Here is a 26,401-nt window from a genome sequence, read left to right as displayed (position 1 = left end):
ACCACAGCGGGCGGGAGGCCGCCCGGGAAGGTGTCAGTCCTGCTCGGCGGCCCGCCGGTCGACCCGCTCGCGCTGCGGCACCACCGTGTAGCGCGGGTCACGCGCGGACGCGACACCGCCGTGGAAGATCCCGAACCGGGTGCACACCGACGCGGCGATCAGCGCGGCGCCGGACAGCGCGGACAGCACCCGGCTGCGGCGACCGACAAGCGCGCCCACGACACCGGCGGCGGTCAGCGACCGGCCCGCGCGCAGCAGCTTGCCGGGCGTGCCCTGCGTGTAGGGCTCGCTGAGCAGCCCGAGCCGGTTCTCCACCCGGTGCGAACCCCACAGCTCCATCGCCGCGCCCGCGACCGCGAGCCGCCGCGCCGGGCCCGCCTGCCCGGGCGGCGCGGCCACCAGGCCGACGCCCGCGCCGCTGGCCAGCGCGCTGCCCGCGAAGATGGCCGGCAGTTCCGGGTACGCCTCGTGCCACGACGGCACCGCCGTGTCCGCCAGCAGCACCCCGGTGTACGTGGCCAGCGCCGGCGCGGTGACCGCGGCGACCAGCCCGGCGGCGTGCCCGGCCGGGGGCAGCAGCCGGCGGCCCAGCCCCAGCACGCCGCGCTCGGGCAGCAGCGGCGCCGCCTCCGCGATCGCGGCGAGCCCGGCGGCCGGGCCGAACACGCTGAGGATCCAGGTGCCCACCGACATCGGCGAGGTCACCTTCGCCACCCGCAGCATGTGGTGGAAGCGCGACGGCCGGCCCAGGTCGTTGACCAGGAAGTACGTGCTCGCGCCCACAGCCGCCAGCGCGGTGACCCGGCCGGCGCCGCGCAGCGCCGGGCGGCCGGTGAGCTGCCCGCCAGCGGCCAGCAGCGACGATCCGGCGGCCAGCCCGCCGGTGAACAGGTACGCCGCGATGTCCCACCGCCACACCGGCGGCTTGAGGACGGGCCGGCCGTAGTAGGAGGTGAACTCGGCCGGCGGAACGTTGAGCTGCTCGCCGCCGCCCTTGCCGCCCCGGCGTCGGCGCGGTGCCGCGTCGCGGGGCGGGTGCGGGGTCAGGCCGGCGTCGCGGGAGCCGGCGTCGGTGCGGCCCACGCCGGGCCCGGCGGCGGTGGCCCGGCTGCCGTTCTCCCGCTCGGCGGCGCTGCCGCTGCCGGCGCTCAGACGCTCGAGGCCGCCGTGCGGCCCGGCGGCGGGGCGTTCGGCGGACAGGCGCTCGCGGAAGCGGCGGAACAGGTCACCGACCGGGCGGTCCGGGCTCACGACGATCCTCCGACGAACGCGGCGACGGCAGCCGCCGCCATGGCCAGCGCGGCGAACCCGGCGCGCTTCCACATCTTCGGCAGGTCCCGGGTGGTGACCACCGGGTCCGGCGGCAGCCCGTACACCTCGGGCTCGTCGAGCAGCAGGAAGAACGCGCCGTCGCCGCCGACGCCGTCGGTCGGGTCGTGGCCGTACAGGCGCGCCTCCGGCACACCCCGATCATGCAGCGCGGCGACCCGCGTGGCGGCGCGTTCCCGCAGCTCGTCAAGCGGGCCGTACTGGATCGACTCGGTCGGGCACGCCTGCGCGCAGGCGGGCGTCATGCCCGCGCCGATCCGGTCGTAGCACAGCGTGCACTTCCACGCCCGGCCGTCGCCCTTGCGCTGGTCGATCACGCCGTACGGGCAGGCGGAGATGCAGTAGCCGCAGCCGTTGCAGATGTCCTCCTGCACCACCACCGTGCCGAACTCGGTGCGGAACAGCGAGCCGGTCGGGCACACGTCCAGGCAGGCCGCGTGGGTGCAGTGCTTGCACACGTCGGACATCATCAGCCAGCGGAAGTCGGTGCGGGTCTCCGCGCCGCTGTCCCGCCCCGGCGGCTGCGCGCCGGGCATGCCGAGGAACTCCGGCCCGGCCGCCATCCGCGCCGCCGCCTGCGGCTGCCCCGGCGGCAGACCGGGATTCGTGCCGGTGTCCGGGGCCGTGACCGCGCCGGCCGCCGCGGACGCGGGGCTGACCGTCGGGCCGGTCGGGTCGCCCGCGAACGGCGGCGTACGGTGCCCGGCCGGGCGGGGCTGCTCGATGAACGCGACGTGCCGCCACGAGTTCGCGGTCAGCGCGCCGGTGTTGTCGTACGACATGCCGAGCAGGTCGAACCCCGAGTCGGGGACGCCGTTCCACTCCTTGCAGGCGACCTCGCACGCCTTGCAGCCGATGCAGACGCTGGTGTCGGTGAAGAAGCCCATCCGGGGCGGCGCGGACACCCAGCCCGCGTCGGGGGCAGGGTCCAGCGGTCCGTACAGGCTGTTGGCGTCAGGCATGCGGTTCCCCGTCCTGGTGCGCGGCGGGCGACTGCTCGTCGGTGCTTCCGGCGGCGTCGTCCCCGCCGGCCGCGTCGGTGGTCACCATCGGGATCTTCCGGTCCGGCGTCATCCCCGCCCGCCGCTGGTAGTCGCCGACCAGGTCCAGCAGCGGCGGACCGGTGGGACGACGGCCGGGCCGGACGTCGCAGGTGCCGACCTTGCTCTCCTGGATGAGCACGTTCGGGTCCAGCGTGATGCCGAACAGGTCGTTCGCCGAGTCGCCGGTGACCAGACCCTCGCTGCCGAAGTGGTACGGCAACCACACCTGGTGGATGATCCGCCCGTCCACCCGCAGCGGGGTGAGCCGGTCGGTGACCAGCACCCGGGCCTCGATCACCGCGCGGCCGCTGATCAGGTGCGCCCAGCCCAGGTGGGCCAGCCCGACCTCGCCGGCCAGTTCCGGGGACACCTCGACGAACATCTCCGGTTGCAGTTCGGCCAGGGGCGACACGGTACGGCTCATCCCGCCGGCGGTGTGGTGCTCGGTGAGGCGGCTGACCGTGAACACGTACGGGAAGACCTCGCTGTGCGGCTCCGGCGGACTCGGGTTCATCCGATTGACCGGATGCTCGTAGACCTTGCGGGTCGGGTTGGCCTGCTGACCGTAGAGCGGGTTGCGCATCGGCGACTCGGCCGGCTCGTAGTGCGTCGGCAGCGGGCCGTCCAGGACGCCGCTCGGCGCGTACAGCCAGGCCTTGCCGTCGCCCTGCATGACGAACGGGTCGTCACCGGCGAGCGCGGCCGGGCCGGAGGAACCCTCCGGCGGCCGGTACGACGGCGGTTTCGTCTTCTCGAAGTCCGGCACGTCGTAGCCGGTCCACTCGCCGGCGTCCGGATCCCACCAGACGTACTTCTTGCGCTCGCTCCACGGCCGGCCGTCCGGGTCGGCGGAGGCGCGGTTGTAGAGCGTGCGGCGGTTCGCCGGCCACGCCCAGCCCCACTCGGCGGCCACCCAGTCCTGCTCGTGGCGCGACCGGCGGCGGGCCGCCTGGTTCACGCCGTCGGCGTAGACGCCGGAGTAGATCCAGCAGCCGATCGCGGTGGAGCCGTCGTCCCGGGCCTCGCCGAACGCGTTCAGCTGGCGGCCGGTCGCCACCTCGTACCCGTTGATCTCCTTGAGCACCGCCTCGGCGCTCGGCTCCGCGTGCGGACCGTGCGTGGGGTAGTCCCAGGCCAGGTCCAGCAGCGCCCGGTCGCGGCGCTCGGTGGAGGCGGCCAGCTTCTCCCGCATCACGCGGCCCAGGTGGTAGAAGAACCACAGCTCGGAGCGGGCGTCGCCCGGCGGGTCGACGGCCTTCTCCCGCCACTGCAACAGCCGCTGCGTCTGGGTGAACGTGCCCTCCTTCTCCACGTGCGAGGCCGCCGGCAGGAAGAACACCTCCGTACGGCACTCCTCCGGCGCGATCTCGCCGGTGGCGATCTCCGGGCTGTTCTTCCAGAACGTGGCGCTCTCGATCATGAACAGGTCGCGGACCACGAGCCAGTCCAGGTTGGCCATGCCCAGCCGCTGGGCGCGGCCGTGCGCGGAGCCGACCGCCGGGTTCTGGCCGAGCAGGAAGTAGCCCTTCACCTTGCCGTCGATCATGTTCAGGACCTGCTGGTACGTGCCGTGGTCGCCGGTCATCCGGGGCATGTAGCCGTAACAGAAGTCGTTCTCCGGCGTCGCCGCGTCACCCCAGTACGCCTTGAGCAGGCTCGCCGCGAAGGCCCGCGAGTTGCCCCAGAAGCCCTTCTGGCCCGGATGCCGGATGCTGTTCACCCACTCGTCGAACGTGGGGTGGTCGGCGTGGTGCGGCATCGGCAGGTAGCCGGGCAGCAGGTTGAACAGCGTCGGGATGTCGGTGGAGCCCTGGATGCTGGCGTGCCCGCGCAGCGCCAGGATGCCACCGCCCGGGCGGCCCATGTTGCCCAGCAGCGTCTGGATGATCGAGCCGGTACGGATGTACTGCACGCCGACGCTGTGCTGCGTCCAGCCGACCGAGTAGACCAGCGCGCCGGTGCGCTCCCGGCCGGAGTTCTCCGTCCAGGCGCGGGCAAGCTCGAGGAACTTCTCCTCCGGGACGCCGCACACCCGCGCCACCATCTCCGGCGTGTAGCGGGAGAAGTGCCGCTTCAGGATCTGGTAGACGCAGCGCGGGTGCTGCAACGTCTCGTCCCGCTCGGTCTGCGGCGGCATCGGCTCGCCGTGCGACTCGTGCTCCAGCCCGGAGGCCGAGTCGCGTTCCTTGCCGGTGCCCCGGATCTTGGCTTCGTCCTCGTGACCCGCGTACTGCCACGTCGCGTGGTCGTACGAGCCGGTGTCCGGGTTGTAGCCGGAGAACAGGCCGTCCAGGTCCTCGGTGTCGGCGAACTGATCGCTGACGATGTTGGCCGCGTTCGTGTACGCCAGCACGTACTCCCGGAAGTCGAGCTCATTTTCCAGGATGTAGCGCACCACGCCGCCGAGCAGCGCGATGTCCGTGCCCGCCCGGATCGGCAGGTACGTGTCGGCGAGCGCGCTGGTGCGCGTGAACCGCGGGTCGACGTGGAAGACCTTCGCGCCGCGCTTCTTCGCCTCCATCACCCACTGGAAGCCCACCGGGTGGGCCTCGGCCATGTTCGAGCCCTGGATGATGATGACGTCAGCGTTGGCGAGATCCTGCTGGAAGTCCGTGGCGCCGCCGCGACCGAAGCTGGTCCCCAGACCGGGGACGGTGGCGGAGTGTCAAATACGGGCCTGGTTCTCGATCTGGAGTGCCCCCATCGCCGTGAACAGCTTCTTGATGAGGTAGTTCTCCTCGTTGTCCAGCGTCGCGCCACCGAGGCTGGAGATGCCGAGCGTCCGGTTCAGCGGACGGCCCTCGTCGTCGACGTCCTCCCAGGTCTCCGCGCGGGCCGCGAGGATCCGGTCGGCGATCATGTCGAGCGCGACGTCGAGGTCCAGGTCCTCCCACTCGGTCGCGTACGGCCGGCGGTAGCGGACCTTGGTCTGACGCAGCGGGCTGGTCACCAGGCTCTTGCTGGCCGAGCCCTTCGGGCAGAGGCGGCCGCGCGAGATCGGGCTGTCCGGATCGCCCTCGATCTGGGTGACCTGGCCGTTCTTGTGGAAGACACGCTGCCCGCAGCCGACCGCGCAGTACGGGCAGACCGAGCGGGCCATGCCGTCGGCGGTCTCGGTGCGGGCGGCGAGACCGGCGGAGCGCGCCGACTGGGCGGCGGCGCCACGACCGAGCGGATCGGTGCCGGTGAGTTGCCGGTAGACCGGCCACCCCTGGATGAAGGTCTTCAGACCCACCCGGGCACCTCCTCTGCGTCGAGAACGGCTCTCACCTCTGCCTTCCCACCCTAGGCCAGGTGCGGGAGGCGTGCGAGTCGAGCCCAAAGACAGAGCCGCCCCGGCCGAATGGCCGGGGCGGCTCTGGGCGTCGGTGTGCATGTCGCCTCTCGGCGAGTGGCGCGACGCGGCTCCAGCCGAACGGTATTCCGCGAAGGCAATTTAGGTGAGGCCCGGGGACACTGAACACACCGACGCTCTGCACAACGGTACCGGGATCCCGGTTCTTCCGCTCGTTCGTCGTGACCCCGGTCACCACCGGGTCAGCTGTTCCAGTGCTGGGCGACGAGGCCGGGCCCGATGTGGGTCAGCTCGGAGGGCGGCGGTTGCGGCCCTCGCGAATGATGATCACCACCAGCACGGCGACGACGCCCACCACTCCCAGGCAGCAGTCGAAGCCGCTGAACCCGCCCTTGGGGCGGCCGTCCAACGCGATGCCCGACGCCGCCCAGGCCGCGACCGGTACGAACACCGAAAGCGCGACCGCGCCGAGGACCACGCTCAGGCGGACCCGCCACCTGTTCCACGAAGACATGTCCCCCATCCTCGCCGAGACCCGCAACCTGACTCCACTGTGGCCGGCAGGCGGACAGCGGCGCAGGTCCTCCGGACACGACACCGGACCGGCCGGGCCCCGATCAAGGGGGTCCGGCCGGTCCGGTGGTGTTGCTGCCAGATGAGAATCAGTTGTCAGCTGGCGGTCCAGTGCTCGGCGACGAGGTCGGCGGCCTGCTGCTCCCACTGGGCGTAGTGGTCCGGGTAGGCCGACACCTGGACGGTCTGGGCGGCCTTGGTCAGCGGCATGTCCTGCCAGCCGTCGACCTGCTTCAGACCCTTCAGGAACGCGGTCGTGGAGTACTCGGGGTTGGTGATCTGCTCGACCGTGCCCCAACCGCTGGACGGGCGCTGCTGGAACAGGCCCTGCGAGTCGTGGTCGTTACGGTCACCCAGGTGACCCAGGTTCTCCAGCTTCGACTCCTGCAACGCCGTAGCGATCGAGACGACGGCGGCGCGTTCGTCCATGCCGGCCTTCTTCGTCGCCGCGATGATCGCCTTCACGTTCTTGGTCTGCTCGTCGTTCAGGTCGATACGGGACTGGGCGCCCTGCACGCCGTGCGGGATCAGGGTCGCGGTGTCGAGCTTCGCGGCGGTCTGGGTGGTGGTGACCGCGGCGTCGCGGGTGGTGGGGGTGGTGTCGGTGTGGTTGAGCGGGCCGGCGGCCAGGCCACCGGCAACGGTCAGACCGGCGATACCGAGAATGCTCTTACGCAGGATCGTGTTCATGGGGGGCTCCATTCGGGGGTCGACGCACACCCACGGGGGATGGGGCGCGCGGGCACCGTCAGGCGCTCAAGAAGTCTTGAGGGGATCCGGCGTCCTGCTCACGCCGCCCGCAGCACGCCCGGGGGTGGCGTGCGGGGGCCGGCTGGCGGCGCCGGAGGCATACACAACGACCGCCGGCCCGTCTTCATTCCGGGTGCCTGCCACCCGCGCTCATGTGCTGCGGGGGCGCTGCTGCGGTCGTTCACCAGGTATAACGCCCCGCCGCCGTCCCGGATTCCGCCACCCGGGCGCGCGCCGTGCTCTGCTCGGAGGCGCCCTCGGCCCGCAACCGCTCGTGTCCCCCACCACCCCGAACCCCGACACCCACCCCACCACCGGACACCGCCCCCGACTGTCCCGCCCCCACCCGGCTCTCGAGCGTCCCACCCCGCCCAACCACCAGCGCCGTCTCGTCCCGTCCGGCCGATCCCCATCCCGGCCCCCGCCCTCGCCCTCGCCCTCGCCCTCGCCTGAAACTCACCTGGCGCCGTCGATCATGAGGTTGACGGCATTCGGCGTCCGTTTTGTCGCAGCCAACTTCATGATCAACCCTGGCAGGAGGCGGGCCGGCAGGTGAACGGCGGGCCGTGGGCGCGAGCGGTCCCCGAGCGCCGCCGCACGGGTCCCGGCGTTCCGCCGACGAGAGATCTTGGTACGAAACGGCCCCCATAGGGGCGCTCTCGTACCAAGATCCGCATCCGGCAGCGCGGACGCCGACGCGAGCCGGCCCCGGCGCACGCGCCGTGGGAGATCTTGGAAGGAAAGGGCCGCCATAGGGGCCCAAATCTTCCAAGATTCCGCGGAAAGCCGCACCAGGCGAACAGACAGCCAGGATGCAACCGTTGATCATGAAGTTGGCGGGGACAAAACGGACGCCGAATACCGTCAACTTCATGATCGACGGGGGCGGGGGCGGGAAGGGCGGGGGGTGATGGGCCGGGTTGGGGTTACCCTGATGCCATGTCGGCCACCGCGCACGCGTACCTCGCCCGGCCCGGGCGACCCGCCGTGGTGGCGCGCACCCTGGACGAGCTGACCGGCCCCACCAGCGGCATCGTCGAGCTGCCGGTACGCCTCATGTGGAGCAGCGAACGCGCGTTCGACCTGGCCGATCCGGACGAGCTGCTCTGGATGTACGAGAACGTGCTGCGCGAGACGACCCGCGTGGAGGACCTGCGCGAGCTGATCCACGGGGGCACGTTGCGCCGGCTGTGGCCGCTGCTGAACCTGCCCCGGGGCGTACGCCTGGCCTGGGAGGGCCGGCACCGGAGTCTGCGCCCGGCGTGACCCACCCGCACGACTTCTACCGGGAGGTGGCCCGGGTGGCCCTGGCCGCCGCCGGCCCGCACCGCTTCGTGCTCGGCGGCGGCGTCGCCTGGGCCGCGCACGGCCTGGTCACCCGCCCCACCGAGGACGTCGACCTGTTCGCCGACGTGGAGGGTGCCGCCGCGGCGGCGGCCGACGGGGTACGCGCGGCGCTGGAACGGGCCGGCTACCGGGTGGCGGAGGCGGACCCGGGCGGGCTGGGCGAGGTGTTCGACGGCTTCGACCGGGATCTGCGGGACTTCGTGGTGAGCCGGGACGGCCGGCAGATCCGGCTCAGCCTGGCCCGCCTGGACCGGCACCGCAGCCCGGTGGTGATGGACTTCGGCCCGGTGATGGACGTGCGGGACCTGATCGCCAACAAGACCGCCGCGCTGGTCAACCGGCGGGAGGTACGCGACTACATCGACGTCTCCGCCGCGCTGGACCGGTACACGGTGGCGGAGCTGCTGGAGCTGGCCCGGCAGGTGGACCCGGCGCTGGACGACGAGGACGTGCGCGCCGCGGGCCGCTACCTGGACGGGCTGGCCGACCGCCGGTTCACCCGGTACGGCTTGGACGCGCCGCGCATCGCCGAGGTGCGCCGCCGGATGGCCGTCTGGCCCCGCTGAGCAGGCGGAACCAGGCGACCGAGGGCGGGACCGGAAGGCCAGGACGGGACCGGACCGGCGGCTCACTTCGTCGGGCGGCCACCCGTGACGCCGAGGATCTCGCCGGTGACGTAGCTGGACTCCTGCGAGGCGAAGTAGACGTACGCGGGCGCCAACTCGGCCGGCTGACCGGGACGGCCCAGCGGCGTGTCGGTGCCGAACTGCTTGACCTTCTCCTCCGGCATGGTGGCCGGGATCAGCGGCGTCCAGATCGGACCGGGCGCGACCGCGTTGACCCGGATGCCGCGGTCGGCGAGGTTCTGCGCGAGCGCCTTGGTGAAGTTGGCGATGGCCGCCTTGGTGGTGGCGTAGTCGAGCAGCTGCGGCGACGGGTCGAACGCCTGGATCGACGACGTGTTGATGATCGTCGAGCCTTCCTTCATGTGGGGCACGGCGAACTTGCAGAGCCAGAACATGGCGTACACGTTGGTCTTGAAGACCCGGTCGAACTGCTCGGTGGTGATGTCGAGCAGGCCGTTGTCCTGCGACATCTGGTACGCCGCGTTGTTGACCAGGATGTCGACGCCGCCGAGGTCGCGCAGCGCCCGGTCGACCAGGGCGCGGCAGTTGTCCTCCTCGCGCAGGTCGCACTGGACCGCGACGCCGGTGCGCCCGGCCTGCTCGATCAGGGCGACCGTCTCCCGCGCGTCCTTCTCCTCCTCGTCGCCGAGGTAGGTGATCAGGACGTCGGCGCCCTCGCGGGCGTACGCGAGCGCCACCGCGCGGCCGATGCCGGAGTCGCCGCCGGTGATGATCGCCCGCTTGCCGGTGAGCCGGTCACTGCCCCGGTACGACTCCTCGCCGTGATCGGGCTTCGGGCCCATCTGCTGTTCGTTGCCGGGTGGCGTCTGCTGCTGCGCCGGCTGTCCCTCGCGCTGTCCGTACTGCTCGGCCGGGTGCTGCTGGGTGAACTGGTCCTCGCTCATGTCTGCGCCCCTACCCCGGTGACCGGAGAGGAAACAGCGCTCAGGAGCGGGAAGCGAAACAAAACGGGCCGGTGTGGCGGAGGCGACATCCGGTGGTTATGGTGCGCAACGGCGCCCACGAGGCGCGTACCCCCCATTGGAAAGGCACCTCATGACTTCCTCCTCCGGCGCCTCCCGGCGCCAGGTGCTGGCCGTCGCGGCCGCCGCCGCGACCGCTCCCCTGCTGGCCGGCGCGCCCGCCGAGGCGAAGCCGAAGCAGCCGAAGACCTGGGACCTGACGATCCTCGGCACGTCCGACACCCACGGCAACGTCTACAACTGGGACTACTACTCCGACGCCGAGTTCGACGACAGCAGGCACAACGACGTCGGCGTCGCGAAGCTCGCCACCCTGGTCAACCAGATCCGCGCCGAGCGCAAGGGCAGGGCGACGCTGGTCCTGGACGCCGGCGACACGATCCAGGGCACGCCGCTGGCCACGTACTACGCCAAGCAGGAGCCGATCACCAGCACCGGTGAGACGCACCCGATGGCCCGCGCCATGAACATCCTCAAGTACGACGCGGTGACGCTCGGCAACCACGAGTTCAACTACGGCCTGCCGCTGCTGGCGACCTGGATCGAGCAGCTCGGCTTCCCGGCGCTCGCGGCGAACGCGCTGAACGCGAAGACCGGCAAGCCGGCGTTCCTCCCGTACGTGATCAAGGAGGTCAAGCTCGGCGGGCACGGCGCGCCGAAGCTGCGCGTGGGCATCCTCGGCCTGACCAACCCCGGCGTGGCCATCTGGGACAAGGGCAACGTCGAGGGCCGCCTGGTCTTCGCCGACATGGTCGCCACCGCCGCGAAGTGGGTGCCGGAGATGCGCCGCCGCGGCGCCGACCTGGTCGTCATCTCCGCGCACGGCGGCGACAGCGGCACCTCCAGCTACGGCCCGGAGCTGCCGAACGAGAACCCGACCGCGCTGATCGCCGAGCAGGTCCCCGGCATCGACGCGATCCTGTTCGGCCACGCGCACAGCGACGTGCCGGAGAAGTTCGTCACCAACCTCACCACCGGCGAGCGGGTCCTCACCTCGGAGCCGTCGAAGTGGGGCCAGCGGCTCACCCGGATGGACTTCACGCTCACCCGGGAGAAGGGCCGCTGGGCGGTGACCGCCAAGTCGGCCACCACGCTCAACACCAACACCGTGGTCGAGGACCCGGCGGTGCTCGCGGCCGTGCGCGGCCAGCACGCCAAGACCGTCGAGTACGTCAACCGGGTCGTCGCCCAGTCCAGCGTGACGCTGTCCGCCGCCGAGTCCCGGTACAAGGACACGCCGATCGTGGACTTCATCAACCACGTCCAGACCGAGGTCGTCACCGAGGCCCTGGCCGGCGGCGAGTACGCGGGCCTGCCGGTGCTGTCCATCGCCGCGCCGTTCAGCCGTACCGCGGTGTTCCCGCAGGGCGACGTGCGCATCCGCGACGTGGCGGGCCTCTACGTGTACGACAACACGCTGGAGGCGGTCGTGCTGACCGGCGCCGAGGTGAAGGCGTACCTGGAGTACTCGGCGAAGTACTTCGTCACGCTGCCGGCGGGCGCGCCGGTGAACCCGGAGACCATCAGCGACCCGGCGGTGCCGGACTACAACTACGACGTGTTCTCCGGCGTCGACTACGACATCGACATCGCCAAGCCGGTCGGCCAGCGGATCACCCGGCTGGTGCTGGCCGGCACCGACACCCCGGTCGCGGCGGACGCTCGGTTCGTGGTGGCGGTCAACAACTACCGGCGCAGCGGCGGCGGCAACTTCCCGGGCATCGTGAAGACCCAGGTCTACAACGCCCAGCAGGAGATCCGCCAGCTGCTCATCGACTGGGCGCAGGCCAAGGGCGTCATCGACCCGGCCGACTTCTTCGTACCCAACTGGAAGCTGGTCCGCGACGGCGTGCCGGTCTTCTGACCGTGCGGCGGGGTCCGGGCGCGCGCCCGGGCCCCGTCACCCGCCCGCGCGCAGGTGCCACTCCGACTCCCCGCCGACCGGGTCCGGCCGGTCCGGCGGGGTCTCGGTCTCCACGGACCCCGTCAGGTCCTCCGGGCGTACCCGGGCCGGCAGCTCGCCGAAGCGGACGTGCCGCAGGAACGCGAACTCCTCGTCGGTGAACGACTCGGCCGGCTCACTCATGACCGCATTGTGCGCCCGCCCGCCCCGTCAGCGCATCAACCACAACGGCACGGGTATGCCGCCGCGACGACCGTCGGCGACGAGGTGGAGGAGACATGCGCGCAGTACGGATGACAGCGCCCGGGGTGCTGGAGCACACGGAGGTGCCCACGCCCGAGGCCGGCCCCGGTGAGGTGCTGCTGCGCGTCGGCGCGGTCGGCGCCTGCCACTCCGACCTGCACATCCTCGACGCGCCGGCGGGCGTGTTCCCGATCCCGATGACGCTCGGCCACGAGATCGCCGGCACCGTCGACACGGTCGGCGCGGGGGTGACCGGCTGGTCGCCCGGCGACCGGGCCGCCGTCTACGGGATCATCGGCTGCGGCCACTGCCGCGCCTGCCTGCGGGGCGAGGAGAACCGCTGCCGGGTCACCCCGGTCGGTGGCGTCGGGCTCAGCCGCGACGGCGGGCTCGCCGAGTACGTCGTGGTGCCCGCGTCCCGGCTGCTGCCGATCGGGGACATGGACCTGACCCAGGCCGCGCCGCTCACCGACGCCGGGCTGACGCCGTACCACGCGGTGGACCTGGCCCGGCCCCGGCTGCGGCCCGGCACCACCTGCGTGGTGATCGGCATCGGCGGACTGGGGCACATGGGGTTGCAGATCCTGCTCGCCACCACCGCGGTGCGGATCGTCGCGGTGGACACCAGCACCGCGGCGCTGGACCTGGCCAGCCGGCTCGGCGCCCACCACGTGGTGCAGGCCGGCCCGGACGCGGTGGAGAAGATCCGCGAGCTGGTCGGGCCGCCGCCGGACGGCGCGGACGTGGTGCTCGACTTCGTCGGCGCGCAGGCCACGCTCGACACCGGCCAGCAGGTCGTCGCCACCGGCGGTCAGCTGCTGCTGGTCGGCCTGGCCGGGGGCACGCTGCCGGTCCGGCCGGTCGCCGACGAGCCGCCGCCGGTGCCGCTGGAGACCGGCGTGGTGGTGCCGTTCTGGGGCACCCGCGCCGAGCTGCACGAGGTGATCGCGCTGGCCCGCGACGGCCGGCTGCACGCCGACGTGCAGACGTTCCCGCTCGCGGAGGCGCCGCAGGCGTACGAGGCGCTGCGCCGCGGCGACGTGCACGGGCGGGCGGTCATCGTCCCCTGACCCGGGGCGCTCAGGCGTGCTGGAAGACCGGGGCGAGCACCTCGGCCAGGCGTGCCTTGACCGCGTCGCGGTGCGGCTGCGGCAGCGCCGGGGCGTCCCGGCTCAGCCCGATGCCGGTGTCCAGCAGCACGTACAGCGCCCGCAACGTCCGCATGCTGTTCGAGGCGTACGCCGGGGTGGTGCCCCGGGGCAGCGCGGCGTAGCTCGCCGCGATCGGGTCCAGCCAGCCGAGCGCGTCGGCGCGGGACAGGCCGGGCCGGGCCAGCACCAGCGCGATCGCGCGGGCCAGCCGGTCGTCCTCCTGCTCGGCGAAGAGGTGGTCGGTCGGCGCGACGAGACGGGCCGCGGCCAGGTCGAGCATGCTCGCCGGGTCGACCGACGGGTGGCGGCCGAAGGTGGCCAGCAGGTCGGCGCCGTGGGCCACCGCGTGCAGCCAGCCGAGCTTCGGGTCGTACCCGCGCAGGTCCGTCTCGGCCGGATACCAGGCGCGGAACGCGACCGGCCACGCCGGGTCGAGGTCACCCCGGCTGACGATCATGTCCAGCACCAGCGGCGCGAACGTGCGGGCCTGGATCTCCGGGTCGGTGAACCGCCCGGCCATCAGCGTGCCCAGCCTCGCCCGGCGGCCGGCGTCGATGACGTCCCGGGCGATCCACGTGCGCAGCACCACGTAGGGCGCGCCGTCGCGGACCATCGGGTCGGGGTCGCGCAGCGCGGCGGCGAGTTCGGCGACGAGGTCGTCCAGGTCGCGGCCGTCCGGCACCGCGTAGTCGCGTTCGCAGACGAGATCCCAGTCGGTCACCGCGCCAGGTTAACCGGCCGCGGCCCGCGCCCTCGCCGGCAGCCGGTCGAGCACCGCCAGCCCGGCCCGTACCGGCCGCCGGTCGAGCATCTCGGCGAAGCTGGCCCGGCCCTGGCAGAACCGGACGAACATCCGCCAGCCGGGCGGGCTGGCGAGCATCGCGTGGAACACGTCGGGCCGCCGCTCGAACGTCTCCAGCAGCCGGTGCCCGGCGCGCATCTCCGGCGTCAGCCGCCGGTCGACCTCCCGGGCGTACGCGTCGAGGTCACCGGCGGCCACCGCCTCCCCGGCCAGCCGGCCGGAGCGCAGCGCGTAGCTGATCCCCTCCCGGCTCCACGGCTCCAGCAGCCCGGCCGCGTCCCCGGCGACGAGCACCCGCCCGTGCCGCAGCGGGGAGTCCTCGGCGCGGCAGCGGGTGAGGTGACCGGAGTCGTGCTCCGGCGTCACCCCGGACAGCCCGAGCCGGTCGGTGAAGTCGCGCAGGTAGGCGCGCGTGCGGTCGCCGTCGCCCCGGGCCGAGATGACCCCCACGGTGAGCCGGTCGCCCTTCGGGAACACCCACGCATACGAGCCGGGCAGCGGCCCCCAGTCGAGCAGCACCCGGCCACGCCAGCGTTCCCGTTCGGCGTCCGACACCGGCAGTTCCAGTTCCAGCCCCAGGTCGACCTGGCGGAAACGTACCCCGGCGTGCCGCGCCGTCACGCCGGAGGAGCCGTCCGCGCCGACCACGGCACGGGCGCGCACCACCTCGCCGTCGGCCAGGCGCAGGCGTACCTCGTCGGGGTCCTGCTCGATCGCGCGGACCGCGACGCCCTCGCGGACCTGTGCCCCGGCGGCGACGGCGGCGGCGCGCAGCCGGTCGTCGAACTCCTCCCGGCGGATCATCGTGACCAGCGGCGACGGGTGGCGGCGGGTGAACGCGCGCCGCCCGTCGCGGGTGAACGTGATCCGGTCGACCCGGTCGTGGGCGGGCACCTCGACGCGGTCGGTGACCTCGGCCAGCGAGGTGCCGATCAGGCCGCCGCCGCAGGTCTTGTAGCGGGGGTGGGTGGCCCGTTCGACCACGAGCGTGCGGACGCCGGAGCGGGCCGCGGCGTGCGCGGCGGAGAGTCCGGCGGGCCCGCCGCCGACCACGACGAGATCCCAGATGATCACGGGAGCAGCCTAGGGCACCGCCGTGCCGCGCCGCCCGGTACGACAGTCGTTCGGGTGGGCATCATCGCCGCCGGCCCGGGTAACCGCCGAGCGCCGGCCGTCCGCCGGTCGGAGGGTCCACGCCGAGGAGGGAAGCGATGCCTCAGGTCCAGTTGTCCGCGGTCGAGGAACGGGTCTACCAGGCGGTGTCCGCGCTGGAGGCGCAGGGACACGTCCCCTACCCGGACCTGATCGCCCAGGAGACCGGGATGACCGAGGAGGAGCTGCGCGAGCCGCTGCACTCGCTCACCGAGCGAGGGCTGCTGCACCGCGAGGACTCCCCGATGTCCGGCCTGGACTTCGGGCCGCGGTGGTGCGCGCGCCAGATGGCGTGATCGGGTCGTTTGCCCCACCGGGCGCCGGGTAGCGATCGCCCATACCTGATCGACGGTCTGTGGGGGGCACGATGAGCGAGGGCCGGTCGTCGACGCCGGTGCCGGGCACCGGGTACGACGACCGGCGCCGCTGGCGGGCGCTGAGCGTCGGCCTGATCGCGGCGTTCATGACGCTGCTGGACGTCAGCATCGTCAACGTCGCGGTGCCGTCGATCGACCGGGCGCTGCACGCCACACCGAGCGACCTGCAGTGGGTGCTGTCCGGGTACGCGCTGACGTTCGGCCTGGTGCTGGTGCCGGCCGGGCGGTTCGGCGACGCGCGCGGGCGGCGTACCGCGTTCGTCGTCGGGGTGGGCCTGTTCACGCTCACCAGCGCGCTGGCCGGGCTGGCCCGCTCGCCGGAGTGGCTGGTGGTGGCCCGGCTCGTCCAGGGCGCCGCCGCGGGTGTGGTGAACCCTCAGGTCAGCGGCATGATCCAGGAGTTGTTCCGGGGCGCGGACCGGGGTCGCGCGTTCGGGCTGCTGGGCGCCACCATCGGCATCTCCACGGCGGTCGGCCCGCTGCTCGGCGGGCTGCTCATCGCGCTCGGCGGAGCCGAGCACGGCTGGCGGTGGGTGTTCTTCGTGAACATCCCGGTCGGGATCGTGGCGATGCTGCTCGGCTGGCGGCTGATCCCGTCCCGGGCCACGAATCCCGCCGGACGGGGCCGCCTCGACCCGCTCGGCGTGCTGCTGCTCGGCACCGGCGTCACGGTGATCCTGCTGCCGCTGGTGCAGCGGGAGCAGTGGCGGGGCCCGGGCAAGTGGCTGCTGATCCCCGCCGGCCTGCTGCTGCTCGCCGGGTTCGCGCTCTGGGAACACCGGTACGCCCGGCGCGCCCAGCCCCTGTTCGACCTGCGGCTGTTCACGATGCGCTCGTACACACTCGGTGCGCTGATCGGCCTGATCTATTTCGCCGGGTTCACCGCGATCTTCTTCATCTTCACGCTCTACCTCCAGATGGGGCTGGGCTACAGCGCGCTCGTGGCCGGTCTGGCGATCACCCCGTTTGCGCTCGGTTCGGCGCTCGCCTCCGCGCTCGGCGGCCGGGTGGTCACCCGGTACGGCCGCCCGCTCGTGGCGATCGGGCTGCTGGCCGTGGTGGTCGGGCTGATCGCGACCGACCTGGTGCTGGCCGGCGGGCCGCACGAGAACGTGCCGCTGCGGACCGCGCTGCCGTTGCTCGTCGCCGGGCTGGGCAGCGGCCTGGTGATCGCGCCGAACCAGACGCTCACGCTGTCCGAGGTGCCGGTGCAGATGGCCGGCAGCGGCGCCGGGATGCTCCAGACCGGCCAGCGCATCGGCTCGGCCGCCGGCATCGCCGCGGTGGGCGCGCTGTTCTTCTCGACGCTCGCCGACGACCGCGGGGACTGGGGTACGGCGTTCCGCCACTCGCTTCTGCTCGCCGCCGGGATCATCGTGCTGGCGCTGGGCGCCGCGGTGGCGGACATCGTGTCCGGTCACCGGCGCTCGGCGGGCCGCTCCTGATCGGCGCCGGGCAGCAGGACCGTGGTGACCAGCCGCCGTCTGCGGCCAGGTCCGGGGTCGAGGGCCGCGTACTCGGCGAACAGCGCGCGGAACCGGGTGACGAACTCGGCGGTCTCGGCGTCGGTGGCGTGGAACGCGTTCTGCCGGTAGCCGGCGACGTCGCGGGCCAGGTCGCCCCCGCCGCTGTCGAGGTAGTTGTCGAAGTCGGCGAGCAGGCCCGCGACGAAGGTGAGGAACGCCTGGCGGTGCCGCTGCGGGCTCATGGCCCGGGCCTCGTCGGGGTCGATAGAGGCAGCGGCTTCGGTGAGCCGGTAGCTGCGTTCGACAGCGCCGCGGGCCCGCCGCTCCCCCACCGTGTGCAGCACGCCGTGGTCGGCGAGCGTCGCGACCTGCCGGTAGAGCGTGGCCGGCGGCACGTCGTGCAGTTCGGCGCGCAGGTCGGCGGTGGTGAGCGTGCGGCCGCCCAGGAACGCCTGGACGATGCGCAGCCGGACCGGGTGCATCAGCAGCTCCACGGTGTCGAGTGCCACAGTGGCTCCCCTTTTTGTTATCGCCTCCGGTAATGTTCTCACTGACGATAACAGAAGCGAGGAGTTCGACGGTGGCCACCATCGACCTCACCCCCGACCGCATCGACGTCCGGCTCACCACCGCGGAGAAGATCTGGGCCCTGCGCGGCGACCTGTCGTTCCCCCGATCCGCCGTCAGCGGCGCCGTCGTCGTACCCGACGGGGCTCGCGCCACCCGCGGCATCCGGGCCCCCGGCCTCGGCGTCCCCCGCACCCGCAACGTCGGCACCTGGCGCGGCAGGGCCGGCAAGGAGTTCGTCAGCGTCCGCGGCGGCCAGCCGGCCGTCCGCATCACCCTCACCGGCCAGGCGTACGACTCCCTGCTCATCGGCACCGACGACGCCGACGCCCTGGCCGCGGCGGTGCTGCGGTGACGATCGAGCGCCCGCTCGCCGTCGACACGGCCGGGCAGCGGCTGTCCGGCACGCTCACGCTGCCCGACGGCGCCGGACCGCACCCGGTGGCGCTGCTGCTGCCCGGCTCCGGGCCGATCAACCGCGACGGCGACCACCGCCGCCTCCCGCTGGGCATCCAGCGGCACCTGGCCGCCGCGCTCACCGGGGCAGGTTTCGCTGTCGCCCGGTACGACCGGCGGGGCGTCGGCGAGAGCAGCGGCGAGTTCCTGCGTACCGGCTTTTTCGACAATGTCGACGACGCCGCCGCCGTGCTCGCCGCGCTGCGCGACGACCCGGCCCTCGACGCCGGGCGGACGTTCCTGATCGGGCACAGCGAGGGCGCGCTCACCGCGATCGCGCTCGCCGCGCGCGGCGTCCCGGTGGCCGGTCTGGTCCTGCTCTCCGCGCCCGGGCGCACCGGCGCCGAGGTGCTGCGCTGGCAGGCCGGGCGGCTGCTGCCCACCCTTCCCGCGCCGGTACGCCTGGTGCTCCGGCTCACCCGCACCGACCTGGTGGCGAAGGTGGCCCGCAACCACGAGAAGATCCTCGCCACCGGCAAGGACGTGGCGTGGGTCGGCGGGCAGCGGCTCAACGCCCGCTGGTTCCGGGAGTTCCTGCGCTACGACCCCCGGCCGGACCTGGCCCGCGTCGACGCCCCGATCCTCGCGCTCACCGGCGACAAGGACCTCCAGACCGACCCGGCGGACCTGCCGGTCATCGCCGCGCACGCGGGCGGGCCGGTGCAGACTCAGGTGCTGCCGGACGTCACCCACGTGCTGCGGCGCCGGCCCGGTCCGCCGTCGCTGCGGGCGTACCGGGACGAGGCGAAGCAGCCGCTGGACTTGTCGGTGGTCGAGCCGGTGCTGTCGTGGCTCGCCGCGCACAGCGGCTGAGAGCACACGAAAGGCCGGCACCCGGATCGGGTACCGGCCTTTCGTCGGGTCTTACTTGTTCCAGTACTCGGCGACGATCTCGGCGGCCTGCTTCTCCCACTGCGCGTACGCGTCGGGGTAGGCGCTGACCTGCACGGTCTGCGCGGCCTCGGTCAGCGGCATGTCCTGCCAGCCGTCGACCTGCTTGAGGCCCTTGAGGAACGCCAGCGTCGAGTACTCGGGGTCGGTGATCTGCTCCGGCGTACCCCAGCCGCTGGACGGCCGCTGCTGGAACAGGCCCAGCGAGTCGTGGTCGTTGCGGTCACCCAGGTGGCCCAGGTTCTCCAGCTTCGACTCCTGCAGGGCGGTGGCGATCGAGACGACAGCGGCCCGCTCCGGCAGGCCCGCCTTCTTGGTGGCCGCGATGATGGCCTTGGCGTTGGCGACCTGCTCGTCGTTCAGGTCCACGTGCGACTGCTCGCCCTGCGGGCTCACGCCCTGAACCGCGACCGCGGCCGGCTTGGTGGTCTCCGCCGCGTGGGCGGCGACCGGACCGGCGAACACGCCACCGGTGAAGGCGAGACCGGCGATACCGAGGATGCTCTTGCGCAGGATCGTGTTCATGGTGGGCTCCGTTCGGGGGTCGACGCATCGGGGGGATGCGTGGGCACCGTCAGGCGCTCGAAGTTCTCGGGGGATCCGGCAGCGCGAGGCGTGCCGGGTGCATCTGCAACGACCAGCGGCCCGCGGCCATTCCCGGGGGCGCTCGGCGGCGCCGCTCCGGTCGCGCACCGGGTTACAACGCCCCCCGCCCATCCCCGATTCCGCCCACGGAGTGCCGCCCACCACCCCCGAACCGGACACCCCGCCCACAGGCCCGCCCTGCCCCGCCACTGTCCGCCTCGTCCCGTCGATCTTGGAGTTGTGGCGCCCAGGATGTCCGGTTAGCGGGGTTTGCGTGGCACCACAACTCCAAGATCGGCGAGGTCCCCGCCCCACGTGAAGAACGGCCGGCCCCGGTAGGGGCCGGCCGTTCTTCTACGGGGTCACCAGACCTGCTGGACGATGTCCGCCGCCTGCTCCTCCCACTGCGCGTACGCGTAGGGGAAGGCGGACACCTGGACCGTCTGCGCGGCGGCGGTCAGCGGCAGCTCCTGCCAGCCGCCGACGTTCTTCAGCGCGTTGAAGAACGCCTTGCTGGAGTACTCCGGGTCGGTGATCTGCTCGGACGTGCCCCAACCGGACGACGGGCGCTGCTGGAACAGACCCTCGGAGTCGTGGTCGTTGTACGCGCCGAGGTGACCCAGGTTGTACAGCTTCGACTCCTGCAGGGAGGTGGCGACGCCGATCACGGCGCCCCGCTCCCCCACGCCCGTCTCCTTGGCCGCCTCGACGATGGCCTTGGCGTTGTCGAGCTGCGCGTCGTCGAGCGGGATACGCGACTGCGCGCCCTCGACGCCGTGCGGCACGAGCTTCTCCTTGGCCGGGCGGCCGGCCCTGGTCGGCACCTTGTCGCTGCCGGTGGTCTGGCCGGGCTTGACCGCCTCGGTGGTGGTCTTCTTGCCGGTGGCCAGGTCGATGGCGGCCTTGGCGCCGGCGTGCGGGCCGCTGGTCACGGGCGCGGCCACGGCGGTGGGGCCGACGGCCAGCCCGCCCAGGACGGCCACACCAGCCACGCTGAGCACGGCACGGCGGTTCTTGGCGACGGCGACGGTCTTCGCGACGGCGGTCTTCGCCACGGCGGTCTTCGCGATGGCGGGGAGCCATCGAGTGAAGTGCTGCTTCACGATGGTTGCCCTTTCGATCGTTACGACGCGCTCCGGGATGAGCGCCCCTCGGGGGACTACCGCCGGGTAGGTGTTTGGGTTCCGACGGTATGGGGGACACAACGAGCCCGCAGTGTCGGTCATTCCGGAAATGCCGGGCAGGGCCGAGGCTGCGGTCCAGGTCACCCGCGATTCCGGGCACCCGGTCCGTACCGCGGCGACGACGGCGAGGAACGGGACAATCAGGGCGGAACGGCGATCAGGCGGGGACGCCGATCAGGCCGGAGCGCCGAACCGGACCAGCACGTGCCAGAGCTGCTTGAGGTGCTGGAGCGTGACCTCGGCCGGTCCCCGGTCGGCCCAGCGCTGCGGCTCGCGTACCACCGAGGCGGCCGCGCGGCCGACGAGCGCCGCGTGCAGCGGCTCCCCCGGGCGGGCGAACTCGGCGTGCACGCGCGCGGCGAGCGGCGGGATGTCCGGCCCGCGGAACTCGGCGTCCACGGCGTCGACCGACAGCACGAAGCCGGGGTGGTAGCGCAGGGCCAGCCCGTGCCGCCCGGCGATCCCCGCCAGGCGCCGTCCCACGTCGGTGCCGCGGAACGACGGGTCGACAACGAGCGCCTCGACGTCGCGAGCGAGGCTGATCTCGCCGTGCACCTGCGCCTCGATGTAGTCGTCCAGCGCCCGCCCGACCCGCCCGGACTCCCGTTCCCGGCGACTCAGCAGCGTCCGCAGCAGCGCGCCGGTGTCCAGACCGGCCACGCCCAGAGCGACGCCGGTGCCGGCGGTGGCGGTCAGCAGCGCCGCGAACACCGGCTCGAAGGCGTCGACGGTGCCGAACTCGGTGGGCTCGATGTGGCTGTCACCGAAGCTGAACGTGGCCCGGGCCAGCGCCTCCGGGCGCAGCCGCAGATGGCACGAGCCGAACCGGGGGCACGCCCCGTCGGCGTGGTCGAGCAGGTTCAGGCCGCCGTACTTGGGGCGCTCCGCCGGCAGCACGCCGGGACGCTGGTACGCGCCGCCGAACATCGCCTGCTCCCACACGTCCCGGTCACCACCCGGGTACGCGGTCAGCCCGCCGTTGGAGACGCCGGTCTCGAACTGGCTGCGGTACACGCCCTCGGCGTCGAGGGCCTCGACCACGGTACGGCCGTCGCGCAGCACCCGGTCCGGGTGGAAGTTCAGCGTCAGCCGCCCGTACCCGGTGATCGCGGCGACGACCTCCTCGTACCGGTAGGTGGCGCCGGAGGCGGCGAGGTGGCCGGCGATGACGGCGAGCGCCGCCGGGCGGTCCCGCAGCGCGACGTCACGGACGTGGCGCAGCGCGGCGGACTGGGCGTCGGTGAGGGTGGCGACGGGCACGGGCCCGAGTATCACCGGACGCGACGTCGCGCGGCCACACGGTTTCCGTGCCCGTTCGACGCGGACGGGCACGCAGACGCCGCGCGGGCCCGGACCGGACTGCTCCGGTGCGGGCCCGCGCGGGCGGACGGTCCTCAGTGGCCCCGGGCGATCCACTCGTCCAGGTGCGGCGCCTCGGCCCCGATCGTGGTGTCGTCGCCGTGCCCGGTGTGCACCACTGTCTCCGGCGGCAGCGTGAGCAGCCGGGTACGGATCGACTCGACGATGGTGCCGAAGTCGCTGTACGACCGTCCGGTGGCGCCCGGCCCGCCGGCGAACAGCGTGTCGCCGGTGAAGACCGCGCCCAGGTCGGGGGCGTACAGGCTGCACGCGCCGGGGCTGTGGCCGGGCGTGTGCAGCACCCGCAGCGTGGTTCCGCCGACGGTGATGGTCTGCCCGTCGGTCAGCTCGCCGTCCGGGGCCGTGTCCGGGTGCACCATGTCCCACAGCACCCGGTCGGCCGGGTGCAGCAGCACCGGCGCGCCGGTGGACCGTGCCAGCTCGGGCGCGACGCGCACGTGGTCGTCGTGGGCGTGGGTGGCCACGATCGCCACCACCCGCCGGTCGCCGATCACCTCGCGGATGGCCGCCACGTCGTGCGGCGCGTCGAGGACGACGCACTCGGCGTCGTCACCGATCACCCAGACGTTGTTGTCGACGTCGAACGTCTGGCCGTCCAGGGAGAACGTGCCGGAGGTGACGGCGTGGTCGACGCGGGCGGTCACGGGAAGACCACCACCGAGCGGAGCACGTCGCCGTGGTGCATCCGGGCGAACGCCTCCTCGACCTGGTCGAGGGCGATCTCCTCGGTGACGAACGCGTCCAGGTCCAGCCGGCCCTGCCGGTACAGCTCGGTGAGCATCGGGAAGTCGCGGCTGGGCAGGCAGTCGCCGTACCAGCTGGACTTGAGCGCGCCGCCGCGCCCGAACACGTCCAGCAGCGGCAGGTCGACGGTCATCTCCGGGGTCGGCACGCCGACCAGCACGACCGTGCCGGCCAGGTCGCGCGCGTAGAACGCCTGCTTCCACGTCTCCGGACGGCCGACCGCGTCGATCACCACGTCGGCGCCGAAGCCGCCGGTGGCGGCGCGGATGGCCTCCACCGCGTCGGCCTCGGAGGCGTTGACGGTGTGGGTGGCGCCGAACTTGCGCGCCCAGTCGAGCTTGCGGGAGTCGGTGTCCACCGCGATGATCGTGGTCGCGCCGGCCAGGGCCGCGCCGGCCACCGCCGCGTCGCCGACGCCGCCGCAGCCGATCACCGCGACCGAGTCGCCCCGGGTCACGTTGCCGGTGTTCATGGCCGCGCCGAGACCGGCCATCACGCCGCAGCCGAGCAGGCCGACGGCTGCCGGCCGGGCCGACGGGTCGACCTTGGTGCACTGCCCGGCGTGTACGAGCGTCTTCTCGGCGAACGCGCCGATGCCGAGCGCCGGGGTCAGCTCGGTGCCGTCGGTGAGCGTCATCTTCTGCGTCGCGTTGTGGGTGGCGAAGCAGTACCAGGGGCGGCCCCGGCGGCAGGCCCGGCACTGCCCGCAGACCGCGCGCCAGTTGAGCACCACGAAGTCGCCGGGGGCCACGTCGGTGACGCCGTCGCCGACCTGCTCGACGATGCCGGCCGCCTCGTGGCCGAGCAGGAACGGGTAGTCGTCGTTGATGCCGCCCTCGCGGTAGTGCAGGTCGGTGTGGCAGACGCCGCACGACTGGATGCGGACCACCGCCTCGCCCGGCCCCGGGTCCGGCACCACGATGGTGGTGACCTCCACGGGCGCGCCCTTGCGCCGCGACACGACTCCCCGGACTTCCTGGCTCACAGTGCCTCCCTTGTTGCGTGCTTCTGCACCCCGAACTTACCGCTGATCATGACCCGCGAACCAATGAAGCCCGCCGGATTGTCCTGGTCATGACCGGGTACCCGGTGTGCCGGTTCTACCAGGTGGGACGGGAGTGATCATGAGGTTGTCGCATGCGCCACTGCGGGTCGCCATCGGCGCGTACATCCTGAACTCCGGGCTGGGCAAGCGGGGCCTGGAGGGTGAGGCCGCCGCGGGCATGCACGGCATGGCGGTCGGCGCGATGCCGCAGCTGCGGCAGATCCCGCCGGACCGGTTCGCCGTGCTGCTGTCGCGGGGCGAGACGGCGCTCGGCGCGGCGCTGCTCGCCCCGTTCGTGCCGTCGTTGCTGGCCGGGGCCGCGCTCACCGCGTTCGGCGCCGGGCTGGTGCAGCTCTACATGAAGACGCCCGGCATGCGCGAGGGCGGCAGCCTGCGGCCGAGCCAGGAGGGCATCGGGCTGGCCAAGGACGTGTGGCTGGTCGGCGCGGGGCTGACCCTGGTGCTCGACTCGCTGGTGCGGCACCGGCACCGGCGCTGACGCGCCCGCGTACCGCCGGTTCGCGTCCTCAGACGGGCGCCGCGGCCGTCGCGGCGGCCCGGTCGGCTGCGATCCGGCGGGCGGCGTTGCGGTAGCGCAACACCTGCGCCGCGCCGAGCGCCCAGAGCAGGAACTGAACGGCGAACGCCCAGCGGAACGCGGTCAACGGCGGCGCGTCGTGCCCGGCCGGGGTGGCCAGGTCGAGCACCAGGCCGACGGCGAGGATCAGCACGATCGAGGCGGCGAACCCGCCGACGTTGACGATGCCGGTGGCGCTGCCGATGCGGTGCACCGGGTTGAACGTGCGGGCGTAGTCGAACCCGATCATCGAGCCGGGGCCGTTGACGGCGAGCACCACCACGAGCGCCACCAGCAGCGCGTGCGGCGCCCGGCCCGGCCAGGCCAGCACCACCGCCCACATGCCGGCGGTGGCGGCGGTGATGGCGAAGACCAGCACCGAGCGGTGGAACGGGTAGCGGCCGCACAGGTGCGCGAGCACCGGCCCGCACATGAGCGTCACCAGCGTCATCACGGTGAGCAGCCCGGCCGCCGCCGTGGGCGAGAAGCCCTGGCCCTGCACCAGGAACGGGTACCCCCACAGCAGCGCGAACACCGAGCCGGAGAACTGCGTGACGAAGTGCGTCCACAGGCCCAGCCGGGTGCCCGGCTCGGCCCACGCCTCGGCGAGATGGCGGCGCACGGTCGTGAGGTCGGGCGCGAGCGCGGTGGCGTGCTCGGCGTGCGGGGTGTCGCGTACCGCGACGAGGATCATCAGCACGACCGTCGCGCCGAGCGCCGCGGCGGTCAGGAACGCCGGGGTCCAGCCCGCGCGGTGCAGCAACAACACCAGGGGTACGGCGCCGAGCACCGCGCCGAGCTGGCCGACGGTGCCGGTGAGCTGCACCAGCAGCGGGTTGCGCCGGCCCGGGAACCAGAACGCGACGATGCGCAGCACGCTGATGAACGTCATCGCGTCGCCGAGGCCGACGAGCACCCGGGCGGCGACGGCGGCCGGCACGTCGGTGGCGACCGCGAAGAGGAGCTGCCCGGCCACCATCAGCGCGCCGCCGGTCAGCAGCAGCCGGCGGGAGCCGTAGCGGTCCAGCAGCACCCCGACCGGGACCTGCATGGCGGCGTAGACGGCCAGCTGGGCCACGGAGAACGTGGCCAGCGCGGCGGCGTTGATGTGGAAGCGCTCCGCCGCGTCGACTCCTGTGACGCCGAGCGAGCTGCGATGGAACACGGCGGTCAGGTACGCGGTGAGCGCCACCGCGTACACCAGGGCCGCGGGCCGGTGGGACACGCTCACCGCAGCGTCCCGAGCATCCGCGCGGCGGTGTCGATGTGCCCGGCGACCGCGTCGCGCCACACCTGCGGGTCGTCGCCGTCGAGCGCGGCGAGCTGACCGGCGTGCTCGGTCAGGGCGACCTCGGCCCAGCCGGGCGAGAGCCGGAAGCTCGCCTCCCCCATGCGCAGCTGCCGATCGCGCAGCCGGTGGTAGAGCTCGGCCAGGATCTCGTTGCCGGCGGCCTCCACGACGGCGGCGTGGAACGAGCGGTCGGCGTCCATCAGCGCGCTGACGTCACCGGCGGCGTGCGCGCGCCGCATCTCCTCCAGCCACCGGGCCAGGTCGGCGCGCAGCGTGGCGCGGCGGTCCCAGACCCGCTCGGCGGCGTGCAGCTCGACCAGCCGGCGGGCCTCGATGACGTCGGCGATCTCCCGGGCCGACACCGGCCGGATCAGCGCGCCGCGCTTCGGGTAGAGCTTGACCAGGCCCTCGGTCTCCAGCCGCAGCAGCGCCTCCCGGACCGGGGTGCGGGACACGCCGGTCGCGTCGGCGATCTCGCCCTCGCTCACGAGCTGGCCACCCGGGTAGACCTGTTCCAGGATGGCCTGCTTGAGGTGCCGGTACGCCCGCTCGGCGGCGGACAGCGCGGTCCGGCTGGGATGCGTCATGTATCTAAGACTGCGCCCCGGCTCGTCGCGCCCGTCCGGCGCGGGTCCGGACAG

General features: G+C 73.1%; 26 protein-coding genes. 9 read left to right on the top strand and 17 right to left on the bottom strand.

The genetic code is table 11. From position 1 onward, the window contains the following. Positions 1-33: 33 nt before the first annotated feature. The 5 genes from nrfD to ACSDG8_RS01095 form a co-directional block, all read right to left on the bottom strand. Positions 34-1,251 carry an NrfD/PsrC family molybdoenzyme membrane anchor subunit gene (nrfD, locus tag ACSDG8_RS01115; RefSeq protein ID WP_210899584.1) on the bottom strand — a complete coding sequence of 406 codons (1,218 nt, stop codon included), beginning with the start codon at positions 1,249-1,251 and terminating at the stop codon, positions 34-36. Continuing rightward, positions 1,248-2,291 carry a 4Fe-4S dicluster domain-containing protein gene (locus tag ACSDG8_RS01110; protein WP_210899582.1) on the bottom strand — a complete coding sequence of 348 codons (1,044 nt, stop codon included), beginning with the start codon at positions 2,289-2,291 and terminating at the stop codon, positions 1,248-1,250. The genes nrfD and ACSDG8_RS01110 overlap by 4 nt, the downstream gene beginning before the upstream one ends. Further along, positions 2,284-5,607 (bottom strand): formate dehydrogenase, encoded by a 3,324-nt coding sequence (gene fdh / locus ACSDG8_RS01105; protein ID WP_439427533.1) that lies wholly within the window; start codon positions 5,605-5,607, stop codon positions 2,284-2,286. The genes ACSDG8_RS01110 and fdh overlap by 8 nt, the downstream gene beginning before the upstream one ends. A gap of 346 nt (positions 5,608-5,953) precedes the next feature. After that, the gene (locus ACSDG8_RS01100) at positions 5,954-6,181 is read right to left on the bottom strand and encodes a hypothetical protein (RefSeq protein ID WP_210899576.1); all 228 of its coding nucleotides are present in this window, start codon (positions 6,179-6,181) and stop codon (positions 5,954-5,956) included. 155 nt (positions 6,182-6,336) lie between these two features. Next, positions 6,337-6,930 (bottom strand): hypothetical protein, encoded by a 594-nt coding sequence (locus ACSDG8_RS01095; protein ID WP_210899574.1) that lies wholly within the window; start codon positions 6,928-6,930, stop codon positions 6,337-6,339. A gap of 999 nt (positions 6,931-7,929) precedes the next feature. On the opposite strand from ACSDG8_RS01095, the gene ACSDG8_RS01090 reads away from it, so the two are divergent. After that, the gene (locus ACSDG8_RS01090; protein ID WP_210900494.1) at positions 7,930-8,256 is read left to right on the top strand and encodes a hypothetical protein; all 327 of its coding nucleotides are present in this window, start codon (positions 7,930-7,932) and stop codon (positions 8,254-8,256) included. Beyond that, positions 8,253-8,903, top strand: a complete 651-nt coding sequence (locus tag ACSDG8_RS01085; protein WP_104112613.1) for a nucleotidyl transferase AbiEii/AbiGii toxin family protein — start codon at positions 8,253-8,255, stop codon at positions 8,901-8,903. The genes ACSDG8_RS01090 and ACSDG8_RS01085 overlap by 4 nt, the downstream gene beginning before the upstream one ends. Before the next feature lie 62 nt (positions 8,904-8,965). Here the strand turns inward: ACSDG8_RS01085 and ACSDG8_RS01080 are convergent, their stop codons facing one another. Next, a complete protein-coding gene (locus tag ACSDG8_RS01080) occupies positions 8,966-9,868 on the bottom strand; it encodes an SDR family oxidoreductase (RefSeq protein ID WP_210900491.1) in 903 nt (300 codons plus the stop codon). Positions 9,869-10,019: 151 nt separating this feature from the next. Here ACSDG8_RS01080 and ACSDG8_RS01075 point away from each other — a divergent pair, with 151 nt between their 5' ends. Further along, on the top strand, positions 10,020-11,810 hold the full coding sequence (locus ACSDG8_RS01075; protein WP_210900488.1) for a bifunctional metallophosphatase/5'-nucleotidase: 1,791 nt from the start codon (positions 10,020-10,022) through the stop codon (positions 11,808-11,810). A gap of 36 nt (positions 11,811-11,846) precedes the next feature. Here ACSDG8_RS01075 and ACSDG8_RS01070 read toward each other — a convergent pair whose 3' ends face one another. Next, complete coding sequence (locus ACSDG8_RS01070) at positions 11,847-12,032, bottom strand: hypothetical protein (RefSeq protein ID WP_247679733.1); 186 nt, start codon at positions 12,030-12,032, stop codon at positions 11,847-11,849. Positions 12,033-12,127: 95 nt separating this feature from the next. On the opposite strand from ACSDG8_RS01070, the gene ACSDG8_RS01065 reads away from it, so the two are divergent. Continuing rightward, complete coding sequence (locus ACSDG8_RS01065; RefSeq protein ID WP_210900485.1) at positions 12,128-13,162, top strand: NAD(P)-dependent alcohol dehydrogenase; 1,035 nt, start codon at positions 12,128-12,130, stop codon at positions 13,160-13,162. A gap of 10 nt (positions 13,163-13,172) precedes the next feature. Here ACSDG8_RS01065 and ACSDG8_RS01060 read toward each other — a convergent pair whose 3' ends face one another. Then, positions 13,173-13,964 carry a DUF2785 domain-containing protein gene (locus ACSDG8_RS01060; RefSeq protein WP_210900482.1) on the bottom strand — a complete coding sequence of 264 codons (792 nt, stop codon included), beginning with the start codon at positions 13,962-13,964 and terminating at the stop codon, positions 13,173-13,175. Between the two features lie 9 nt (positions 13,965-13,973). Next, the gene (locus tag ACSDG8_RS01055) at positions 13,974-15,119 is read right to left on the bottom strand and encodes a geranylgeranyl reductase family protein (RefSeq protein ID WP_210900479.1); all 1,146 of its coding nucleotides are present in this window, start codon (positions 15,117-15,119) and stop codon (positions 13,974-13,976) included. A gap of 137 nt (positions 15,120-15,256) precedes the next feature. Between ACSDG8_RS01055 and ACSDG8_RS01050 the strand changes: the two genes are divergently transcribed. Both ACSDG8_RS01050 and ACSDG8_RS01045 read left to right on the top strand, forming a co-directional pair. Then, positions 15,257-15,493 (top strand): hypothetical protein, encoded by a 237-nt coding sequence (locus tag ACSDG8_RS01050; RefSeq protein WP_184686031.1) that lies wholly within the window; start codon positions 15,257-15,259, stop codon positions 15,491-15,493. A gap of 71 nt (positions 15,494-15,564) precedes the next feature. Further along, a complete protein-coding gene (locus ACSDG8_RS01045; RefSeq protein ID WP_210900476.1) occupies positions 15,565-17,019 on the top strand; it encodes an MFS transporter in 1,455 nt (484 codons plus the stop codon). On the opposite strand, the gene ACSDG8_RS01040 is transcribed toward ACSDG8_RS01045, so the two are convergent. Beyond that, positions 16,992-17,549: a helix-turn-helix domain-containing protein gene (locus ACSDG8_RS01040; protein WP_210943238.1), complete on the bottom strand. Its 558-nt coding sequence runs from the start codon at positions 17,547-17,549 to the stop codon at positions 16,992-16,994. The two genes, ACSDG8_RS01045 and ACSDG8_RS01040, sit on opposite strands and share 28 nt — an antisense overlap. 71 nt (positions 17,550-17,620) lie before the next feature. Here ACSDG8_RS01040 and ACSDG8_RS01035 point away from each other — a divergent pair, with 71 nt between their 5' ends. Next, a complete protein-coding gene (locus ACSDG8_RS01035; RefSeq protein ID WP_210900470.1) occupies positions 17,621-17,962 on the top strand; it encodes a hypothetical protein in 342 nt (113 codons plus the stop codon). Continuing rightward, complete coding sequence (locus tag ACSDG8_RS01030; protein WP_210900467.1) at positions 17,959-18,876, top strand: alpha/beta hydrolase family protein; 918 nt, start codon at positions 17,959-17,961, stop codon at positions 18,874-18,876. Before ACSDG8_RS01035 ends, ACSDG8_RS01030 begins: the two co-directional genes overlap by 4 nt. 51 nt (positions 18,877-18,927) lie before the next feature. On the opposite strand, the gene ACSDG8_RS01025 is transcribed toward ACSDG8_RS01030, so the two are convergent. From ACSDG8_RS01025 to ACSDG8_RS01005, 5 genes are all read right to left on the bottom strand, one after another. Next, complete coding sequence (locus tag ACSDG8_RS01025) at positions 18,928-19,479, bottom strand: hypothetical protein (RefSeq protein WP_210900464.1); 552 nt, start codon at positions 19,477-19,479, stop codon at positions 18,928-18,930. 422 nt (positions 19,480-19,901) lie between these two features. Next, a complete protein-coding gene (locus tag ACSDG8_RS01020) occupies positions 19,902-20,642 on the bottom strand; it encodes a hypothetical protein (RefSeq protein WP_210900461.1) in 741 nt (246 codons plus the stop codon). A 255-nt stretch (positions 20,643-20,897) separates the two neighbouring features. Then, complete coding sequence (locus ACSDG8_RS01015; RefSeq protein WP_210900457.1) at positions 20,898-21,998, bottom strand: DUF3626 domain-containing protein; 1,101 nt, start codon at positions 21,996-21,998, stop codon at positions 20,898-20,900. Between the two features lie 119 nt (positions 21,999-22,117). Then, positions 22,118-22,747, bottom strand: a complete 630-nt coding sequence (locus tag ACSDG8_RS01010; RefSeq protein ID WP_210900455.1) for an MBL fold metallo-hydrolase — start codon at positions 22,745-22,747, stop codon at positions 22,118-22,120. After that, positions 22,744-23,832 (bottom strand): S-(hydroxymethyl)mycothiol dehydrogenase, encoded by a 1,089-nt coding sequence (locus ACSDG8_RS01005; RefSeq protein WP_210900452.1) that lies wholly within the window; start codon positions 23,830-23,832, stop codon positions 22,744-22,746. Before ACSDG8_RS01005 ends, ACSDG8_RS01010 begins: the two co-directional genes overlap by 4 nt. A gap of 139 nt (positions 23,833-23,971) precedes the next feature. On the opposite strand from ACSDG8_RS01005, the gene ACSDG8_RS01000 reads away from it, so the two are divergent. Beyond that, complete coding sequence (locus ACSDG8_RS01000) at positions 23,972-24,391, top strand: hypothetical protein (protein ID WP_210900449.1); 420 nt, start codon at positions 23,972-23,974, stop codon at positions 24,389-24,391. 28 nt (positions 24,392-24,419) lie between these two features. Here the strand turns inward: ACSDG8_RS01000 and ACSDG8_RS00995 are convergent, their stop codons facing one another. Together ACSDG8_RS00995 and ACSDG8_RS00990 are read right to left on the bottom strand one after the other, a co-directional pair. Next, a complete protein-coding gene (locus ACSDG8_RS00995) occupies positions 24,420-25,700 on the bottom strand; it encodes an MFS transporter (protein ID WP_210900446.1) in 1,281 nt (426 codons plus the stop codon). After that, the gene (locus ACSDG8_RS00990) at positions 25,697-26,347 is read right to left on the bottom strand and encodes a GntR family transcriptional regulator (RefSeq protein WP_210900443.1); all 651 of its coding nucleotides are present in this window, start codon (positions 26,345-26,347) and stop codon (positions 25,697-25,699) included. Before ACSDG8_RS00990 ends, ACSDG8_RS00995 begins: the two co-directional genes overlap by 4 nt. Between the last annotated feature and the right edge of the window lie 54 nt (positions 26,348-26,401).

The sequence above is a fragment of the Micromonospora sp. LA-10 genome, assembly GCF_051853095.1.
Lineage (GTDB): Bacteria > Actinomycetota > Actinomycetes > Mycobacteriales > Micromonosporaceae > Micromonospora > Micromonospora echinospora_A.
Note: the sequence above shows the minus strand (reverse complement) of the source record. Positions and strands in the feature narration are given on the sequence as shown.

What these genes read in the sequence shown, in the direction of transcription:
- ACSDG8_RS00990 (WP_210900443.1), bottom strand. Translation starts at nt 26,347, where the DNA reads ATGACGCATCCCAGCCGGACCGCGCTGTCCGCCGCCGAGCGGGCGTAC.
- ACSDG8_RS01090 (WP_210900494.1), top strand. Translation starts at nt 7,930, where the DNA reads ATGTCGGCCACCGCGCACGCGTACCTCGCCCGGCCCGGGCGACCCGCC.
- ACSDG8_RS01070 (WP_247679733.1), bottom strand. Translation starts at nt 12,032, where the DNA reads ATGAGTGAGCCGGCCGAGTCGTTCACCGACGAGGAGTTCGCGTTCCTG.
- ACSDG8_RS01100 (WP_210899576.1), bottom strand. Translation starts at nt 6,181, where the DNA reads ATGTCTTCGTGGAACAGGTGGCGGGTCCGCCTGAGCGTGGTCCTCGGC.
- ACSDG8_RS01095 (WP_210899574.1), bottom strand. Translation starts at nt 6,930, where the DNA reads ATGAACACGATCCTGCGTAAGAGCATTCTCGGTATCGCCGGTCTGACC.
- ACSDG8_RS01050 (WP_184686031.1), top strand. Translation starts at nt 15,257, where the DNA reads ATGCCTCAGGTCCAGTTGTCCGCGGTCGAGGAACGGGTCTACCAGGCG.
- ACSDG8_RS01065 (WP_210900485.1), top strand. Translation starts at nt 12,128, where the DNA reads ATGCGCGCAGTACGGATGACAGCGCCCGGGGTGCTGGAGCACACGGAG.
- ACSDG8_RS01025 (WP_210900464.1), bottom strand. Translation starts at nt 19,479, where the DNA reads ATGAACACGATCCTGCGCAAGAGCATCCTCGGTATCGCCGGTCTCGCC.
- ACSDG8_RS01080 (WP_210900491.1), bottom strand. Translation starts at nt 9,868, where the DNA reads ATGAGCGAGGACCAGTTCACCCAGCAGCACCCGGCCGAGCAGTACGGA.
- ACSDG8_RS01045 (WP_210900476.1), top strand. Translation starts at nt 15,565, where the DNA reads ATGAGCGAGGGCCGGTCGTCGACGCCGGTGCCGGGCACCGGGTACGAC.
- ACSDG8_RS01000 (WP_210900449.1), top strand. Translation starts at nt 23,972, where the DNA reads ATGAGGTTGTCGCATGCGCCACTGCGGGTCGCCATCGGCGCGTACATC.
- ACSDG8_RS01075 (WP_210900488.1), top strand. Translation starts at nt 10,020, where the DNA reads ATGACTTCCTCCTCCGGCGCCTCCCGGCGCCAGGTGCTGGCCGTCGCG.
- ACSDG8_RS01110 (WP_210899582.1), bottom strand. Translation starts at nt 2,291, where the DNA reads ATGCCTGACGCCAACAGCCTGTACGGACCGCTGGACCCTGCCCCCGAC.